The 16,010-nt window shown below is 57.1% G+C and carries 14 protein-coding genes and 2 pseudogenes; 3 read left to right on the top strand and 13 right to left on the bottom strand.

Translation table 11 applies throughout. The features are described 5' to 3' along the window. Positions 1-20: 20 nt before the first annotated feature. The 6 genes from ON16_RS02815 to ON16_RS02790 all read right to left on the bottom strand — a co-directional run bounded on the left by ON16_RS02815 (position 21) and on the right by ON16_RS02790 (position 5,453). Positions 21-731 carry an ABC transporter ATP-binding protein gene (locus ON16_RS02815; RefSeq protein ID WP_193372935.1) on the bottom strand — a complete coding sequence of 237 codons (711 nt, stop codon included), beginning with the start codon at positions 729-731 and terminating at the stop codon, positions 21-23. 4 nt (positions 732-735) lie between these two features. Continuing rightward, a complete protein-coding gene (locus ON16_RS02810) occupies positions 736-1,569 on the bottom strand; it encodes an ABC transporter ATP-binding protein (RefSeq protein ID WP_040659196.1) in 834 nt (277 codons plus the stop codon). Between the two features lies 1 nt (position 1,570). Continuing rightward, positions 1,571-2,635, bottom strand: coding sequence for a branched-chain amino acid ABC transporter permease (locus tag ON16_RS02805; protein WP_051131493.1), 1,065 nt, complete (start codon positions 2,633-2,635; stop codon positions 1,571-1,573). Positions 2,636-2,645: 10 nt separating this feature from the next. Beyond that, the gene (locus ON16_RS02800; RefSeq protein ID WP_040659193.1) at positions 2,646-3,536 is read right to left on the bottom strand and encodes a branched-chain amino acid ABC transporter permease; all 891 of its coding nucleotides are present in this window, start codon (positions 3,534-3,536) and stop codon (positions 2,646-2,648) included. Positions 3,537-3,851: 315 nt separating this feature from the next. Beyond that, a complete protein-coding gene (locus ON16_RS02795; RefSeq protein WP_040659191.1) occupies positions 3,852-5,036 on the bottom strand; it encodes an ABC transporter substrate-binding protein in 1,185 nt (394 codons plus the stop codon). 141 nt (positions 5,037-5,177) lie between these two features. Further along, entirely contained in the window at positions 5,178-5,453 is a 276-nt protein-coding gene (locus ON16_RS02790) for a hypothetical protein (RefSeq protein WP_040659189.1), read from the bottom strand. Positions 5,454-5,748: 295 nt separating this feature from the next. Between ON16_RS02790 and ON16_RS14890 the strand changes: the two genes are divergently transcribed. From ON16_RS14890 to ON16_RS02775, 3 genes and pseudogenes are all read left to right on the top strand, one after another. Continuing rightward, a complete protein-coding gene (locus ON16_RS14890; protein WP_144032036.1) occupies positions 5,749-6,246 on the top strand; it encodes a PadR family transcriptional regulator in 498 nt (165 codons plus the stop codon). Continuing rightward, positions 6,243-6,722: a flavodoxin family protein gene (locus tag ON16_RS02780; RefSeq protein WP_081579571.1), complete on the top strand. Its 480-nt coding sequence runs from the start codon at positions 6,243-6,245 to the stop codon at positions 6,720-6,722. The genes ON16_RS14890 and ON16_RS02780 overlap by 4 nt, the downstream gene beginning before the upstream one ends. Then, positions 6,673-7,218 (top strand): annotated as a pseudogene (locus ON16_RS02775) (YbhB/YbcL family Raf kinase inhibitor-like protein). The gene ON16_RS02780 and the pseudogene ON16_RS02775 overlap by 50 nt, the downstream one beginning before the upstream one ends. 75 nt (positions 7,219-7,293) lie before the next feature. Here ON16_RS02775 and ON16_RS02770 read toward each other — a convergent pair. From ON16_RS02770 to ON16_RS16325, 7 genes and pseudogenes are all read right to left on the bottom strand, one after another. After that, the gene (locus tag ON16_RS02770) at positions 7,294-8,736 is read right to left on the bottom strand and encodes an amidohydrolase (protein WP_040659187.1); all 1,443 of its coding nucleotides are present in this window, start codon (positions 8,734-8,736) and stop codon (positions 7,294-7,296) included. Between the two features lie 62 nt (positions 8,737-8,798). After that, a complete protein-coding gene (locus tag ON16_RS02765) occupies positions 8,799-9,557 on the bottom strand; it encodes an amino acid ABC transporter ATP-binding protein (protein WP_193372940.1) in 759 nt (252 codons plus the stop codon). A 1-nt stretch (position 9,558) separates the two neighbouring features. Next, positions 9,559-10,350, bottom strand: a complete 792-nt coding sequence (locus ON16_RS02760; protein WP_051131490.1) for an amino acid ABC transporter permease — start codon at positions 10,348-10,350, stop codon at positions 9,559-9,561. A 98-nt stretch (positions 10,351-10,448) separates the two neighbouring features. Next, complete coding sequence (locus tag ON16_RS02755) at positions 10,449-11,387, bottom strand: transporter substrate-binding domain-containing protein (RefSeq protein WP_051131535.1); 939 nt, start codon at positions 11,385-11,387, stop codon at positions 10,449-10,451. Positions 11,388-11,757: 370 nt separating this feature from the next. Beyond that, entirely contained in the window at positions 11,758-13,167 is a 1,410-nt protein-coding gene (locus ON16_RS02750; protein WP_040659183.1) for an alanine/glycine:cation symporter family protein, read from the bottom strand. A gap of 73 nt (positions 13,168-13,240) precedes the next feature. Continuing rightward, positions 13,241-13,474 (bottom strand): GlsB/YeaQ/YmgE family stress response membrane protein, encoded by a 234-nt coding sequence (locus ON16_RS02745; protein ID WP_040659181.1) that lies wholly within the window; start codon positions 13,472-13,474, stop codon positions 13,241-13,243. Between the two features lie 158 nt (positions 13,475-13,632). Next, positions 13,633-15,720: pseudogene (locus ON16_RS16325) on the bottom strand (EAL domain-containing protein). Between the last annotated feature and the right edge of the window lie 290 nt (positions 15,721-16,010).

Below are 16,010 nucleotides of genomic sequence, written 5' to 3'. Positions count from 1 at the left end.
AGCAGGGCTGCGCAGAGCCGTCAGCCGCCCAAATATGCCTTTTTGATGGCGGCGGAAGCCAGCAGTTCCCCGCTGGGACCGGTGGTGACGATCTTTCCCGTCTCCAGCACATAACCCCGGTCGGCAATGGAAAGCGCCGCCTGCGCGTTTTGCTCGACCAGCAAAATGGTGGACCCGGCCTTATGGAGATTTTGAATAATCTCAAAAATCTGCTCCACCAGAATGGGAGCCAGGCCCATGGACGGCTCATCCAGCATCAGCAGCTTCGGGTGGCTCATCAGCGCCCGGCCCATGGCCAGCATTTGCTGTTCGCCGCCGGAAAGCGTCCCGGCCACCTGCCGCCGCCGCTCCTTCAGCCGGGGGAACAAATCATAGACCATTTCAAGGTCCGCGGGAACGCCCGCACCGCCCTTGGTATAGGCTCCCATTTCAAGGTTTTCCTGAACGGACATCTGCAAAAACACGCGTCGTCCCTCTGGCACCAGCGCCATCCCACGGGAGACAATTTTGTGGGGCGGGATTTTACCCAAGTCCTCTCCCATGAAGGTCACGGAACCGGATTTTCCCCGCAGCAGGCCCGCAATCGTATTCAGGGTGGTGGATTTTCCCGCGCCATTGGCCCCGATCAAAGTGACGATCTCGCCCTCGTTCACGTCGAAGGAAACGCCCTTGACCGCGTGAATGCTGCCGTAGGCAACGTTCAAGTTTTCTACGGATAAAATCGTACTCATGCCTTCACGCCTCCTTCTTTTTGCCGAGGTACGCCTCGATCACGGTGGGGTTGGACTGAATATCCTCTGGGCTGCCCTTGGCAATGACCTGCCCAAAATTCAGCACGCAGATGCCCTCGCAGATATTCATAACCAAATTCATATCGTGCTCAATCAAAAGCACGGCAATTTGGAACGTATCTCGAATTTTCCGAATATTTTCCATCAACTCCGCCGTCTCCGACGGATTCATTCCCGCCGCCGGTTCGTCCAGCAGCAAAAGGCTGGGGTTTGTCGCCAGCGCGCGGACAATTTCAAGGCGGCGCTGCGCGCCGTACGGCAGGGAGCCGGCCTTGGCATCGGCTAAATCCTGCATATCGAAGATGCTCAAAAGCTCCATGGCCCGCTGGTGGGCTACTTTTTCCTCTTTCCAGAACCCCGGCAGGCGGAAAATCCCGCTCCACATGTTATATCCCATGGCGTTGTTCATGCCCACCTTCACATTGTCCTCCACGGTGAGGTCTGTGAACAGGCGGATGTTCTGGAAGGTGCGGGCGATGCCCGCCCGGTTGACCTGAATGGTGCTCATGCCGTGGGTATCGTTGCCGTCCAGCAGAATTGTGCCCTTTGTGGGCTGGTAAACCTTGGTCAGCAGGTTGAAAACCGTGGTCTTGCCCGCGCCATTGGGCCCGATCAGACCGGCAATCTCCGTGCGCCCGATGGTGAGGTTGAAGTTTTCAACCGCCTTCAATCCGCCGAAGGTGACGCCCAGATTGATGCACTCCAGAATGGGGCTTTTATCCACGTCCCGGTCGGGGACCATTGCCCCGGAGGGAATGGGAACCAGTTTTGAAAACATATCAGGCAGTCTCCTTTCCGGCAGTCTTTCTGCGGAATCTAAAGCGGGCAAAAAATGCTTTGTAGGCCGGATTGTTGGTAAAAATCATCACCAGAATCAGCACAATGGCATACACCAGCATCCGGTAATCCGCGAACTGGCGCAGCAGTTCCGGCAGAACCGTCAGCGCGGCGGCGGCGATGATGGAGCAGCGGATATTGCCCATGCCGCCCAGCACCACGAACACCAGAATCAAGATGGAGGTGTTAAAATCAAATTTTTTCGCGAGGATGGAGGAGAAGTTCATGGCGTACAGTCCGCCAGCCAAGCCCGCCAGCACGGCGGAGGTGACAAACGCCATCATTTTGTACCGGGTTGGGGAAATTCCCACGGACTCGGCGGCGATCCGGTTGTCCCGCAGGGCCATAACCGCCCGGCCCGCCCGACTGTGGATAAAGTTCAAAACCACCGCCAGCGTCAGCATGATGAGGAGAAATCCGGCGGTGAGCGTGGACAGCTTCTGGATGCCCACCGCACCCATGGGGCCTTGCAGCAGCACTTTGCCGTCGGCGGCCATGCCCAGAGAGGCCGCGTCCTTCATGCTGAAATGAAGGCCCGTGCCATCCATACCCACATACACACAGTTGATAATATTTTTGATAATCTCACCGAAGGCCAGCGTCACAATAGCGAGGTAGTCGCCCCGGAGCCGCAGCACCGGCACCACCACGATCAGGCTGACCAATCCGGCAAACACACCGCCCACAGCCATGGACATCACCAGCCGCAGCGGTCCGTTGGACACGGTATTTTGCAGCGCCGCCGCCGCGATGACCGCGGTAAACGCACCCACGCTCATAAACCCCGCATGGCCAAGGCTCAACTCGCCCATGATGCCGACGGTCAGGTTCAAAGACACCGCCATGACCACATACGCGCAGATGGGAACCAGCATCCCCTTCAGGGAGGAAGTCAAGAGGCCGCCGGAGAGCATTGCCTGCATAACGACGTAGGCCGCGATCACCATACCATAGGTGAGAAAGCTGGAACGGGTGGAGGGGGCCATGCGTTTCAATTTTGTTGCCATCCTTCTCACCTCAGACTTTCTCGCGGACAAGTTTGCCCAAAAGTCCGCTGGGTTTCACCAGCAACACCACGATCAGCACCGCAAACACAATTGCGTCGGACAGCTGGGTGGAGACATAGGCGCGGGCAAAAATCTCAATGACGCCCAGCAGCACACCGCCAAGCAAGGCCCCGGGAATGGAGCCGATGCCGCCGAACACGGCGGCGGTGAACGCCTTGATGCCGGGCATGGAGCCGGTGGTTGGCATCAGCGTGGGATAAGACGAGCACAAAAGCACGCCCGCAACCGCCGCCAGACCCGAGCCGATGGCAAAGGTCATGGAGATGGTGAAATTCACGTCGATCCCCATGAGCTGGGCCGCGCCCTTGTCCTCGGACACCGCCCGCATGGCCTTGCCCATTTTGGTGTGGCCGGTGAACGCGGTCAGCGCCAGCATAATCACAAGGCACGCCGCCACAGTGATCGCCGCCACATAGGACACGTTGAGTTGACCGCCGAAAAGGGACCAGCTGCTCTTTCCGCTGAAATTGAAGAAGGTGGGAAATACCTTGGGATCGGAGCCCCAGAGCAAAAGCGCCGCGTTTTGGAGGAAATAGCTCACGCCGATAGCGGTAATCAGCACGGCCAGAGAGGGCGCGGAGCGCAGCGGCTTATACGCCAGCCGCTCCACCACGATGCCCAGCACCGTGCAGCCAACCATCGCCAAAAGCACGGAGGGCAGCGGATGCCAGCCTAAGTACGCGGTGCTGCAAAAGCACAGATACCCGCCCACCATAATCACGTCGCCGTGGGCAAAGTTCAGCATTTTGGCGATGCCATAGACCATGGTGTAGCCCAGAGCGATGATGGCATAAATACTGCCAAGGCTCACGCCGCTGATCAGATTAGAAAGGATCGTCATAGCAAGAGACACCTGCTTTCAAAAGTTTCGGGCAATCCTCGCAAAACAGGCGGCGAATTGCACCGTCATATTTTTTGTCCGGACATCCTAGGATTTTGCCGCCATGGCGGCGCATCCTAAAATTTCGGTACAGGGTTGCGGAAAAGCGCGGACATGCGCAAAACCGGAGGGCGGTCTTTGTGCAATGCCGCTTTAAGTTCGGACCAGGAGGGTTCGGCCTGCCTCGGCGGGCCGCATCCTCCCGGCCTGAACAGCGGGAACCGGGAGGCCGCAAGCAGCCTCCCAGTCCCGTTACAGGCTGGGGAAAAGCAGAGATTACAAAGTGGCGTAAGCGCCGTTTTCAACCTTCACGACCACGGGAGCCTTGGAGACTTCGCCGTTGGTCCCCCAAGTCATTCCGGCGCCGGTCAGACCGTCCACGCTGAAGTCGGAGGCGGTGAATGCCTCGATCATGGCCTCGCAGACATCCTCGTGGCCCATGTCGGCGGTGATACCAGCCTTCTGGCAGGCGGCATAGATGGCATAGATGCAGTCATAGCCGTCGGCGGCGAACTGGTTGGGCGTTTCACCGTAAGCCGCCTGATACTTGGAGACAAAATCAGCAGCGCCTGCGTCGGAGGCGTTGAACGGGGTCATGAGCATCAGCCCCTCTGCGAGAGTGGTGTCAAAGCCCTCCATGGTCAAGATGCCGTCCATACCGTCGCCGCCGAAGAAGATGGGGGAATAATCCATGCTCTTGGCCTGATTCAAAACCAGAGAGGCGGGCGTGTAATAGATGGGCATGAACACCAGCTCCGCGCCGTTGTTCTTTGCATCCGCCAGCTGCACGGAGAAGTCGCTGTTGGTGTCATCGGGGAAGGTGGTGTTGGAAACGACCTCCAGGCCCTTGGCGGCAGCCTCCGCCGTGAAGGCGGTGGCAATGCCGGTGGAGTACGCGTCGCCGTTGTTGTAGAGCACGGCCACCTTCTTCGCCAAGCCCTGCTCCGCCACATAGTCGGCGGCGGTCACGCCCTGACCGGGATCGGTAAAGCAGACTTGGAACACATTGTCTTTCCCGTTGGTCACGTCGGTGGAAGAGGCGGAGGGCGTCAGCTGGAAGTAGCGGTCACCGTATGTCTCAGCCGCCACATTGACGCAGGAACCGGTGGTGGTGCAGCCGTAAAGGAGCTGCATACCCCAGTCCTGCAAGGTGTGGTAGGCGTTAACGCCCTTTTCGGGGTCGGCTTCATCATCTTGGAAATTCAGTTCAAACTGCATCCCGCCCATGGCGTTGATCTCATCCACGGCGATCTGCGCGCCGTTGCGGGTCGCAATTCCATACGTGGCGGCGCCGCCGGTGAGAGGGCCGATACCGCCGATCTTGATGGCGGCAGCGGAAGCACTGCCGGAGGCAGAGCCGGATGCGGCGGGAGTGGAAGAAGCGCCGCTGTTTCCACAGCCGGCGAGCGTGGCCACCATAGCGGCGGCAAGAACAAAGCTGCAAACATTCTTCTTTTTCATCATAAAAATCTCCTTCAATATTCATTCAGTGGCGGGTGGTGAACCGACGGCCGTCCGGTCCATTTTCCCGCGGGCAGAAGGCCCCATGTATACAAAAAAGCGGCTGCACTCCAAGAGTGCAGCCGCTTTTCGTATCGAAAATCATGCGGTGCGACACCTCTTGCGCCTATTCACTTTCCCCATAATCAGCAGGACTGCCAGCAGAACTACCAGTACCAGAGATACTACCAGCAGAACGGACAGGCCCACTACCAGGGTAATGGTAATGAGCGCAATAATAATGGACGCCGCAATAACGGCGTCCACAATCAGGGCGATGGCATTATAATTGGAAGTGAAACACGCGCAGGCAGAAGGAGCCTCTGCATCATTAGCAGACGCGGTCATGGCAGTAGAAAAACGATTCGTAAAAGTCATGGTCATCAGGCTCCTTTCTGAAAAATTCTGTGTCCCGGAAAAACCGAGCTCCCTTTGGGATGGTCTTATTGTAGCGGCGAAAAAGCGGAAAGTCAACCGTCAACACAGTGTCGTTTCTAATAAATCAGGCAGATAAAACGATTCAAAAACCGTCATTGTTTACAAAAAGTTCTGTTTTCATGTAAAATCTGTCAGACCTCAGAAACGTTGTCTGTTGAGTAAATCTCTTTCATTTTACCTTTCCCCGAACACCGGACAAGGCTCATCGCCGTATTATTTTCATGATACAAAAGGCTTGACATGGCAAACGCAAAAAAAGATTGGCAAGCGCCTGCGCCTGTTCTGGGGAGTCAGCTACGGGAGTATTTACCCCACGTTGAGCGCACTTTCGGAGGACGGCATGATTTCCGCCAATGACGTGAGCACCAACAAACAGGCAAAAATTGCTTATACCACCACGGACAAAGGCCGTCCCCATTTGTGGGAATGGCTGGAAGTTTCGGTTGGAAAGAATGAAGTGCGATATGAGACGCTTCTTAAACTGTTTTTTGGCGGAGAGATCGGGCCGGAAGGCAGTCTTCGGCAGATCGAGGCGTTTGAGGAAAAGACGCGAGCCGAGTTGGAGCTGCTGCGTCCCATTTCAGAGCGGCTGGACACCCGGCGGGGGGATAGAGAGATCGCGCATCTTTACTATTACCTCACCAGCCGGTTCGGCGTGGAGTTGTACGAGGGTTATCTGCGCTGGTGCGCGGAAGCCAAAAAGCTGCTGAAAGAAAGCATGGAGGAAGCATGATGAAACCACTGATCGTCTATTATTCGTTTGAGGGGAACACCCGGTACGCGGCCCTCCTTCTTGCCGACGCGCTGAACGCCGACCTGCTGGAGTTGGAACCAGTCAAGGACTATCCCCGGGGAAAAGCCAGCAAATATGTGTTTGGGGGCGCGGCCGCTTCCCTGTCGGCCGCGCCGGAATTAAAGCCCTATGTCTTCGAGGCGGAACGCTATGACCTTGTGATTTTGGGTTCTCCCGTGTGGGCGGGACGCACCGCCCCACCGCTGAATTCGTTTTTAAAGGCCCACGATTTGCATCAAAGCCGCGTGGCCGCCTTTGCGTGCAGCACCAGCGGAAACGCAGCCCGCCTGTTGTCCGGGCTGGAGGAAAAAGTGGGGCATCTCGAGGCCACAGCTAGCTTTCTTGACCCCGCCTCCCATCAGGAGGATGCGAAAAAGGAGGCCGCGCGATTTGCGGCGGAACTGCTGCATGGATAAAAAAGCGTTTTCAACTGGGAATTCCGGCGGTGCGCTTTGGCTCTCAAGTCCCGCATTTCAGGACAGTAATCCGCTGCCGCTGCGGTGTACAGGCCGAGGTGCAGACCTGTCGCCGGAGCTGAATCTGTCCGGTCTTTCCCCTGCCGCCGTCTCTCTCGCCGTGGTAATGGATGATCTGGATATTCCGGTTTTTGGGGTTTACAACCACTGGATCATCTGGAATCTGCCCGCCGCGTCCACAGTTCCTCCCGCCATTTCCGCAGGAGCGGAGCTGCCCTCTGGGGCGCGGTAGGGAATCGGATACGGTGGTCATTGTTACGCCGGGCCAAAGATTCCCCGATTTCTGCGCAAGGCCCACCGTTATCGCTTCACAGCCTACGCGCTGGATTGCAAGCTGGATCTTTCATCCAACGCCAAAAAGAGCAATCTGTTAAACGCTATGTCCGGTCATATTCTGCAAACCGCCACCCTCATCGGAACCCATCAAAACCGCTGAAAAAGCACTCCCACTTGCCGGAACCGGTAAGTGGGAGCGCTCGATTTTTATGTTTTCCGCCAATAAAAAATCAGGTCAATCCGCCACGGTGGGAACCGCGTCCGCCGGGATGGGACAGGTATACCCTTCCGCGGTCCGCTCAAGGAATTCTGCCTTTGCAGCCTCCAGCGTTTCCGGGCTGTTCAGAAGATCAATGGCCGCCGCGCACAGCACCTTTCCCGCGTGAATCGCCGCCTTATGACCCACGGCCGTTCGGTCGCAGGACACATTCTGCCAGCTGTGGCCCGGACAGCCATTGGGCCATGCCGCCACATGAATCTGCGCTGTGGGGCACTCCCAGCTCACGTCTCCCACGTCGGTCGAACCGGGGCGGAATGCCTCGCCCTGATAAAGAGGCAGCAAGAAATCATTCATAGCCCGCCCATTTTCACTACGCAGAGTTTTTACATGTAAAGCATATTCCGTATCGTAATCGCATCCGATGCCCGGAAGCGTGTCCGCCCCCTCATAGGTCTTGGCAAGCGCGTCTGTATAGGCCACTTCTTCCGCCGTGTGGGAGGGAACGCCCAGCTCCGAAAAGTTTTCGTGGAGCAGCTTTTCCAGCGTGTGGTTCGTGACGGTGTCGGCAAGACCGTCGATAAATTTTCGCTCGAAGGTGGTGTCGGTCATCAACGCCGCGCCCTCTGCAATCCGATCCACCCGCTTTTGAAGCTCCACCGCCTCGGAAACGTGGTTGGAACGGACCATATACAACACCGTGGCCCGGGGCTGAACCACGTTGGGGCTGCGTCCGCCCGCATCGGTGATGGCATAATGAATGCGGGCCTTATCGCTCATGTGCTCCCGCAGGAACTGCACGCCGATGTTCATCAGTTCCACCGCGTCCAATGCACTGCGGCCCCGATCCGGGCTTCCCGCCGCGTGGGAAGCCACGCCCGTGAAATGATACTGCACCTGAATGCAGGAGTTGGATGAGCCGGTGGCCACCTCGTTCCGATCCTCCGGGTGCCAAGTCAGCGCCGCATCCAGCCCGCGCCACAGGTTCTCCCGCGCCATAAATGCCTTTGCCGCGCCGCCCTCCTCGCCGGGACAGCCGTACAGCACCACGGTGCCGGGGCACTTCGTCTCCTCCAGATACGCCTTTACGCCGATGGCGGCGGCCATGGCCCCCGCGCCCAGCAGATTATGCCCACAGCCATGTCCGCAGCCGCCGGGGACAGCCTCTTCCCGCGTCAGGCTTCCACCCTTTTGAGAAAGGCCGGAAAGCGCGTCGTACTCCGCCAGAATGCCGATGATGGGCCGGCCCGCGCCGTAGCTTGCGGAAAAGGCCGTGGGAATGCCGCAGATCCCCTTCTCCACCGTGAAGCCCTCGCTTTCCAGCGTCTTGCAATACAGCGCGGCGGACTGCTCCTCTTGCAGGGACAGCTCCGCATATTCCCAGATGGAATCCGCCATCCCGGCAATCAGGTCTGCCTTTTTTTCAATAGCGGCCACTGCCGCCAGTTTTTCTTTTGTCATGGTCTTTCTCCTTATTTCTCGTTTGCCAAAAACGGCGCGCACAAAGGTGCGCGCCGTTTCCATCACAGTACCTTACTCAGGAAGTCCTTGAGACGTGGGTTTTCCGGAGAGTTGAAGATTTCGTCAGGTGTGCCCTGCTCCAGCAGTTTGCCATCCGCCATGAACAGGACGCGGTTGCCCACTTCCCGGGCAAAGCCCATCTCGTGGGTGACCACCACCATGGTCATGCCCTCCCGGGCCAGCTCCTTCATCACGTCCAGCACCTCGCCCACCATCTCGGGGTCCAGCGCAGAGGTCGGCTCGTCAAACAGCATCACCTGCGGCTCCATGGCAAGCGCCCGGACAATGGCCACGCGCTGCTTTTGCCCGCCGGAGAGCTGAATGGGGTACGCGCCTGCCCGGTCCTTCAGTCCTACCCGATCCAAAAGAGCCAGCGCCTTTTCCTCAGCCTCGGCCTGCTTCATATGCCGGACTTTAATGGGGGCCAGCGTCATATTGTCCAAAAGCGTCTTGTGGGGAAAGAGATTGAAGTGCTGAAACACCATGCCCATCTTCTGGCGGTGGCGGTCGATATCCAGCTTCACGGTCTTCCCGTCCGCAGTTTTCATTTTGCTCTTGGTAATATCCACCCCGTCGAACACGATGGAGCCTTCTGTCGGCTCCTCCAACAGGTTCAAACTGCGGAGGAATGTGGACTTTCCGGAGCCGGAGGGTCCGATGACCACCATCACGTCGCCCCGGTTGATATCCACCGACACGTCGTCCAGCGCCTTGATCGCGCCTCTGTTGTAGTATTTTTTCAGTCCGGTGACCCGGATCAGACTACCGCCTGTCGCCACGGCTCATCCTCCTCTCGAAGTACGCAATGATCTTGCTGGTGGGGAAGGTCAGGCAGAAATACATGACCGTTGCCACGATCAGCGGCTCCGCCATGATATACAGCGCGCCCTTGGTGGCGTTGACGGCGGACATGATGTCCTGCACGCCGATGGTATATGTAATAGCAGATTCCTTGATGATGGTGACAAACTCATTGGCAATGGCGGGCAGCGTGTTTTTAATGGCCTGCGGCAGCACGACATAGCGCATGTTCTGTCCCTGTGTCAAGCCCAGCGACCGGGCCGCCTCGGTCTGGCCTCCGTCAATGGACTGGATGCCCGCGCGGACGATCTCGGAGAGGTACGCACCGGAGTTCAGCGCCAGCGCCACAACACCGGGAATGAACCGCTCCATCCGAATAAAGCCCAGCATTGTTACCTTCGGCAGATCAATGACCGATTTGTCAAACAGCAGATAGTACACCAGCCACAGCTGCACAAGCATAGGCGTGGCGCGGAAGACCTCCACATAGACGGTGGCAATGAAACTAATCGGATTGAACCGACTCAGTGTAAACAAAAACCCCTGCTCTCGGAGGTGGCCCGCCTTGTCCATACAGAGGAAGCGGAACGGCCGGAATGTGGACAGGCGCATAATTGCCAGCAGCAGCGCAAGGAAAAAGCCAAGCAGAACCGTCAATGCGGAGAGCAGGATCGTGATGACCATGCCCTGCTTAAAAAGGTCGGCATACTGCGCAACCATTTGAAAGTGTTCTGCGGTGATCAAGTTGCTCATGGAATGGCTCCTTTCAATTCAGATCAGGGGCTTAGAAACAGGCCAATTCCTCCCCGAAGGTCAGGGAGGAATTGGGCGGATATTTCGGGTTTGGCTGCTTAACCGGCCTGAGAGGCGGAGGCGGAAGCGGACGCGGCGGCGGCGTCAGCCTGCACGTTGCCGTTCTCGTCCAGCAGACCCTCGTACTTCTCGCCGGAAGCCTGCTCGTTGGCGGCGGCAATGAACTTCTCCAGAGAACCGTCGGCTTTGGCGGCGGCAATGGCGGCGTTGACAGCCTCCATCAGCGGCGCGTTGTCCTTCACCACGCCGATGGCGGAGCCGGCAACGTCATAGGGCACGTCCAGCACGATCTCCAGATCGGGATAGTTCTTCTGATAGCTCTTGGCCACGTCCGTCTCAATGTAAGCCGCGTCCAGCTTGCCGCTGAGCAGCTCGGCAATGATGTCGGTGACCTTTGCCAGCTGAATGATGCTGGCGTTGGGGGAATTCTCCTGCGCAAGGTCGGCCTGAATAGAGCCGGTCTGAGCACCCACGGACACACTGGGGTCGTTGACGGCTTCAAAAGAAGCAAACTTATCCGCATTGCCCTTCACCGTCACCAGAGCCTGACCGCCCTCATAGTAGAGGTCGGAAAAGTCCATAGCGTTGGCGCGGGAGGGATCGGGGGAAAGGCCGGCCATGCCCAGATCCACGTTCTTCATGCCAACTTCCATGATGACGCCGTCGAAGTCCATGGGAACGACTTCCAGCTCCAGACCCATGTAGTCAGCGATGTACTGTGCCAGAGCCATGTCGAAACCGGCCAGCTGGGGCTTGCCATCCTCACCGATGGCGTAAAACTCATAGGGAGCAAAATCGGGGGAGGTTGCCACGGTCAGCTTACCCGAAGACACCGTCTCAACGGTGGCTGCCGCAGAGCCGCTGGCAGAAGCAGAACCGCCGGAGGCAGCGCCGGAAGACGCAGACCCGCTGCTGCCGCAGGAGGCCAGAGACAGAGCCATTGTAAGGCTCAGCGCAAGCGCAAAAAACTTTTTCATGTTCTTTTCATCCTTTTCAAAAATTGTGCCCGCCCGCAAACGCGGGTTTCATCCATTCTTTTCCAGGGGAGGGAATCCCCCCCTTCCGGGAATGGCTATACCTTATCACGCCGGGAATGGAATGTCAATACTTTTCCATAAAAAATGAATAAATATTTGCAAGAAAAGGGCGCTATATAAAAAGTATCCATCAATTAAGTTCCAAATTTGCGTTACTATTGTGCATTTTGACGGTTATGCTCAAAAATTCTTGCGTCAATATGCATGAGTATTCAAAAACGAGCGAATATTCACCACAATAATACGTTTCAGCCGCTTCCCCTCCGCACAACGCCCGAAAAAAAGCGGCGGCGGGCCTCCGCGGTACCGGTCAGTTCCAGAATTCAGTCTTGTGGTCAAGACCCGCCGAGGCAGCCTTGAAGCAGGGGTCCTTCCCTTCCTCCTTCTGCCGCCGATAATCCTTCAGCGCCAACAGCGCGGGCTTGGCCAGAATCAGAATCACAGGCAGATTGAGAAGAGCCATGCAGCCCATCAGCACATCCGCCGTATCCCACACCAGAGAGAAATCCATCTGCGCCCCAAAAAATACAATCAACACAGCCACCACGCGGAACACGGTCATCTCGCTTTTTTTCGCATCCCGGCGCAGAAGATACTGGAGATTGCTCTCGCAGTAATAGTAGTTGCCAAGAATTGTGGTAAAGGCGAAGAGCAGCATAGACCCGGTGATGAACCACTGTCCAAAGGAGCCGAACGTGCCGGACAGCGCCGCCTGCACATAGGGCACACCCTTAAGTGCCTCCTCCGGCTCCAGCCCGGAGCAAAGGCACATGAACGCGGTGGCGGAGCAGATCAGCAGTGTGTCAATAAACACAGACAGCATCTGCACCAGCCCCTGCTTCACGGGATGGGACACCATGGCCGACGCTGCGGCGTTTGGCGCGGAGCCCACGCCCGCCTCGTTGGAAAACAGGCCCCGTTTGATGCCGTACATCATGGCCGAGCCGGTAAAGCCGCCGAAAATCGCTTTGAAATCAAAGGCACTCTGGAAGATCGCGCGGAATACGCCGGGGAGCAGATCAATATGCAGCGCAATCATCACCAGCGCCATCAAAACATACGCGCCGCCCATGACGGGCACCAGCACGCCGGTAATCTTGGTGAGCCGCTTTCCCCCTCCGAAGATACACAGTCCCGCCAAAACTGCCAAAATTGCTCCCGCTGCAATGGGCATGGACGGCCCCGCAAAGGCATACCCCGAGAAGGAGTCCACCAGATTAAAGGATGCCACCATGTTAAAGCCGACCATATAGGTCAGGATCAGAAACACCGCGAACAGGGCTGCAAGGCCCCTGCTGTGCAGCGCGGCCTCAATGTAATAGGCCGGACCGCCACGGCTGCCGCCGCGCCCGTCTTTCACCTTGTAGATCTGAGCAAGCGTACTTTCAATAAATGCGGACGCGCCGCCCAAAATGGCAATCACCCACATCCAGAACACGCTGCCCACGCCGCCTAGGCACAGCGCTGTGGAAACACCGGCGATATTGCCGGTGCCCACGCGAGAAGCGGTGGAAACCATCAGTGCTTGAAACGAGGAAACCCCGTTTTTATCAGAGGATTTCTCCCGGACGACCCGGAAGGACTCCCCCAGCAGACGAAACTGGACAAAGCCGGTGCGGAAAGAAAAATAAAGTCCTGCGGCAATCAGCAGGGCCACCAAAATATAAGTGTACATCAGCGTGCTGATGTTTCCAATCAGTGTTTGAAGTGCAGTGAGCAAAGCAGCGCTCCTCCTTTTGTTAAATAACCGGACCCCTCATCCGGCAGGGGGTGTGTCTTAGGCAGCTCATAAATTATCCGAACAGTTTTTTCGCCAGCCAAAGCAGCAGACACGCACCAGCCACGGAAATCAGGAACGACCCGATTCCCACGCCGCGGATATGCACCAAACCCGCGAGAAAGCCACCCAGCGAACTGCCGACAATCCCCACAAGGATATTGCGCAGAAAGCCGCCCTCTCGTTTCATCAGCTTTCCAGCCACCCAGCCAATCACTGCGCCGGTAATAATCCAAACGACAAAACCCAAAAGTTCTCACCCCCTTTGTTTTTAATATTTGACAGGAAAGTGTCCGCATATAGCGTAGATAGTATAGATGAACGGGCAGAAAAAGTCAATTGATGCAAGGGTTCGCGGCTTTCCTCCTCTGCGCAGAAAAAACCGCCGCCTATCCGGCGGCGGTTTTTTCATTCCGCGTTTCTGGAGGAATCAGCAGCCTTTTCGGCTGCCTTTCCCCGAATCAGTTCCAGAGCCTCCGCCGTAATCTCCATGGGAGGAACGGCAACAGGACGGCTGATGAAAAACCCCTGTATTAAGTCCACGCCCAGATCAATCACCGTCTCCAGCTCCCGGGGTGTCTCCACCCCTTCGGCAACCACCTGCATGTTCCGCTGGTGGGCGTATGTCACCATGTTTGAAACAATCTCCTGACGGTCGCGGCTGGCGTCGATGCTGCGAATAATGGAGATGTCGATCTTCGTAAAGGCCGGGGACAACTCCAGCAGATTTTTCTCGCTGTTGTATCCGCTGCCGTAGTCATCCAAAGCGAACATGCCGGAGAAGCCGGGGACATTTCTCTTTGCGCGGGTGCAATCCGGGTCCATGCAGTCGGCCTCCACAATTTCCGCAACAATGCGGGGCTGAAGGGCGGAAAAGCGCCGGTGAAATTATTCCGCGCTGCGGGCAGTCAAGGATTGGTTGGCAATGGAGTTGATAAACAGCATCGCATCCGGCAGAGCCTTCCCTTGCTCAAGGAGGTGTTGAAAAGCCTCTGCGGCCTTGAACCATGTGATCCGCTCAATATCGGCCAGCCGATTTTCCTTCCGGGCAATGCGCAGAATCTGCTCCGGCCCTTTCAGCGTCAATGCGTCCACGCGCATCAGCGCCTCATACGCCCGGATTTTTCCGGTGCGGGCATCCGCGATGGGCTGGAAATAGTAGTTGATACGCCCCTCATTGAGAATCTCCTGAAATTCCTGCCGACTCTCGGTGGAATCAACCGCCCGGTGATATTCATTCAGCTTAAATTCCGCCACGTCGTTCTTTCGGCTGTGCTTGACCTGATACATTGCAAAGTCCGCAAATTTCATCAGCTGGCCAAGATCCTGACTGTCCGCGGGATACCATGCGACTCCTCCCGAAATGCCCAGATACTGCCGCGTGCCATTGGGCAGGTCAATGGACTCCTGCCGCGCGGCTTCCAGCAGCCGATTAATTTTCTGGCGGATTGCCCTCTGGTTCGGGTAGCCGTAAAAAAACAGGTAAAATTCATCGCCGGACTGTCGGGCCACCAGCGTGCCTGCCGGGGCGGCATGCAGGAAGCACTGTCCCGCGCAGCGGATGTACTGGTCCCCGAAATCGTGGCCAAACCGGTCGTTGACACTTTTTAAATTATCCAGATCAATCATCAGCAGCGCCGCCGTGCCAAGCTGTGCCGGGGACATAAAGAGATCGTCGGCCATGCGGCAGAAAGCGCGGCGATTGTAAATACCGGTCAGCAGATCATAATCCCGCTCGTGTTCGATGCGCATACGCTCCAGCGTGGCGGCGGTGGCGTTCTCCGCCAGGCCCGCCATACAATTGCCATCCTGCCGAATGCTCACCCGGATGTAGCGAACCTCTCCGTTCTCTGTAATCTTATACAGCCGGGAGTTTTTCCCCGCACTCTTGGAAATCAGCTTGGAATCCAGATCTTTCAGCAATCGGCCAAATTTTTCCCGGGTCATCACCGTCTCGTCCACATTTTCAACGCCCAGCATGGGGAAGAAATTCGCGGTAACAAAGATGGATTCGTTGCCCCGATATTCAAATCCGCCCAGTTCCACGCTGGCCATGTCGATGATCCGCAGCATTCGGGTGGAGCTTTCCATCACACTGCGGCTGAGGGAGACGATTGCCCCGGAAAACTGGTCGATTTCTCGGATTCCCGTTGCCGGAAGATCCGGGATGTCGGTCAGACTTTTCCGGGCTTCCGCCACCCGCTCCGCCAGTCTCCGAATGGGGTTTGCCAAGCTGCGGCTGATAAACACACAGCCCATCATTCCGAAAAGGAGGGTCACCAGCGCAATGACGGTCAAAAGAGTCCATACATAATTGGAAAAGTGATAAAGATTAGTCACGCCAACCGCGCCGATCAACACCCAGCTTTCATCCGCAAACGGAGTGTTGTTGCCGTACTGGTGCAAGTCGCTCAAGGCGGCGCTGTATCGCCGCCCGCCATACACAAAGCTGGACCTGCCGTCTTTTCGCGTCTCAATCGTCAGCGTCTTCGGCATCTGATCGGAAAGCGGGCCGCTGGCCAGCAGGGGCGTATACGTCCCGTCTCGGTCCACCGCCAGAAGATAGGACCCCGTTCCTCCTCCCTGCAGTTCTCCGGCAGGAAGCTGATCCTTGAGGTAATCCGTCTGCAATTCAACGCCCAAAACCCCATAAACCGTACCGTCATTCAGAATCAGCGGCTGAGAATAGGAAACGGAGGACGTATTCGAGTCCGCAAGACAATAGGGCTGTTGACTCCAGTAGCCACAGTACTGCGGGGGAAGCGTACCCGCCGCGTCCCATGCGG

This window comes from Oscillibacter ruminantium GH1 (assembly GCF_000307265.1).
Taxonomy (GTDB): domain Bacteria; phylum Bacillota; class Clostridia; order Oscillospirales; family Oscillospiraceae; genus Oscillibacter; species Oscillibacter ruminantium.
Note: the sequence above shows the minus strand (reverse complement) of the source record. Positions and strands in the feature narration are given on the sequence as shown.

Bases quoted from the DNA above. Each gene is read 5' to 3' on its own strand.
- ON16_RS02755 (WP_051131535.1), bottom strand. From the start codon at position 11,387: ATGAAAAAGTTTTTTGCGCTTGCGCTGAGCCTTACAATGGCTCTGTCT.
- ON16_RS02805 (WP_051131493.1), bottom strand. From the start codon at position 2,635: ATGGCAACAAAATTGAAACGCATGGCCCCCTCCACCCGTTCCAGCTTT.
- ON16_RS02810 (WP_040659196.1), bottom strand. From the start codon at position 1,569: ATGTTTTCAAAACTGGTTCCCATTCCCTCCGGGGCAATGGTCCCCGAC.
- ON16_RS02800 (WP_040659193.1), bottom strand. From the start codon at position 3,536: ATGACGATCCTTTCTAATCTGATCAGCGGCGTGAGCCTTGGCAGTATT.
- ON16_RS02795 (WP_040659191.1), bottom strand. From the start codon at position 5,036: ATGAAAAAGAAGAATGTTTGCAGCTTTGTTCTTGCCGCCGCTATGGTG.
- ON16_RS02780 (WP_081579571.1), top strand. From the start codon at position 6,243: ATGATGAAACCACTGATCGTCTATTATTCGTTTGAGGGGAACACCCGG.
- ON16_RS02770 (WP_040659187.1), bottom strand. From the start codon at position 8,736: ATGACAAAAGAAAAACTGGCGGCAGTGGCCGCTATTGAAAAAAAGGCA.
- ON16_RS02760 (WP_051131490.1), bottom strand. From the start codon at position 10,350: ATGAGCAACTTGATCACCGCAGAACACTTTCAAATGGTTGCGCAGTAT.
- ON16_RS02790 (WP_040659189.1), bottom strand. From the start codon at position 5,453: ATGACTTTTACGAATCGTTTTTCTACTGCCATGACCGCGTCTGCTAAT.
- ON16_RS02815 (WP_193372935.1), bottom strand. From the start codon at position 731: ATGAGTACGATTTTATCCGTAGAAAACTTGAACGTTGCCTACGGCAGC.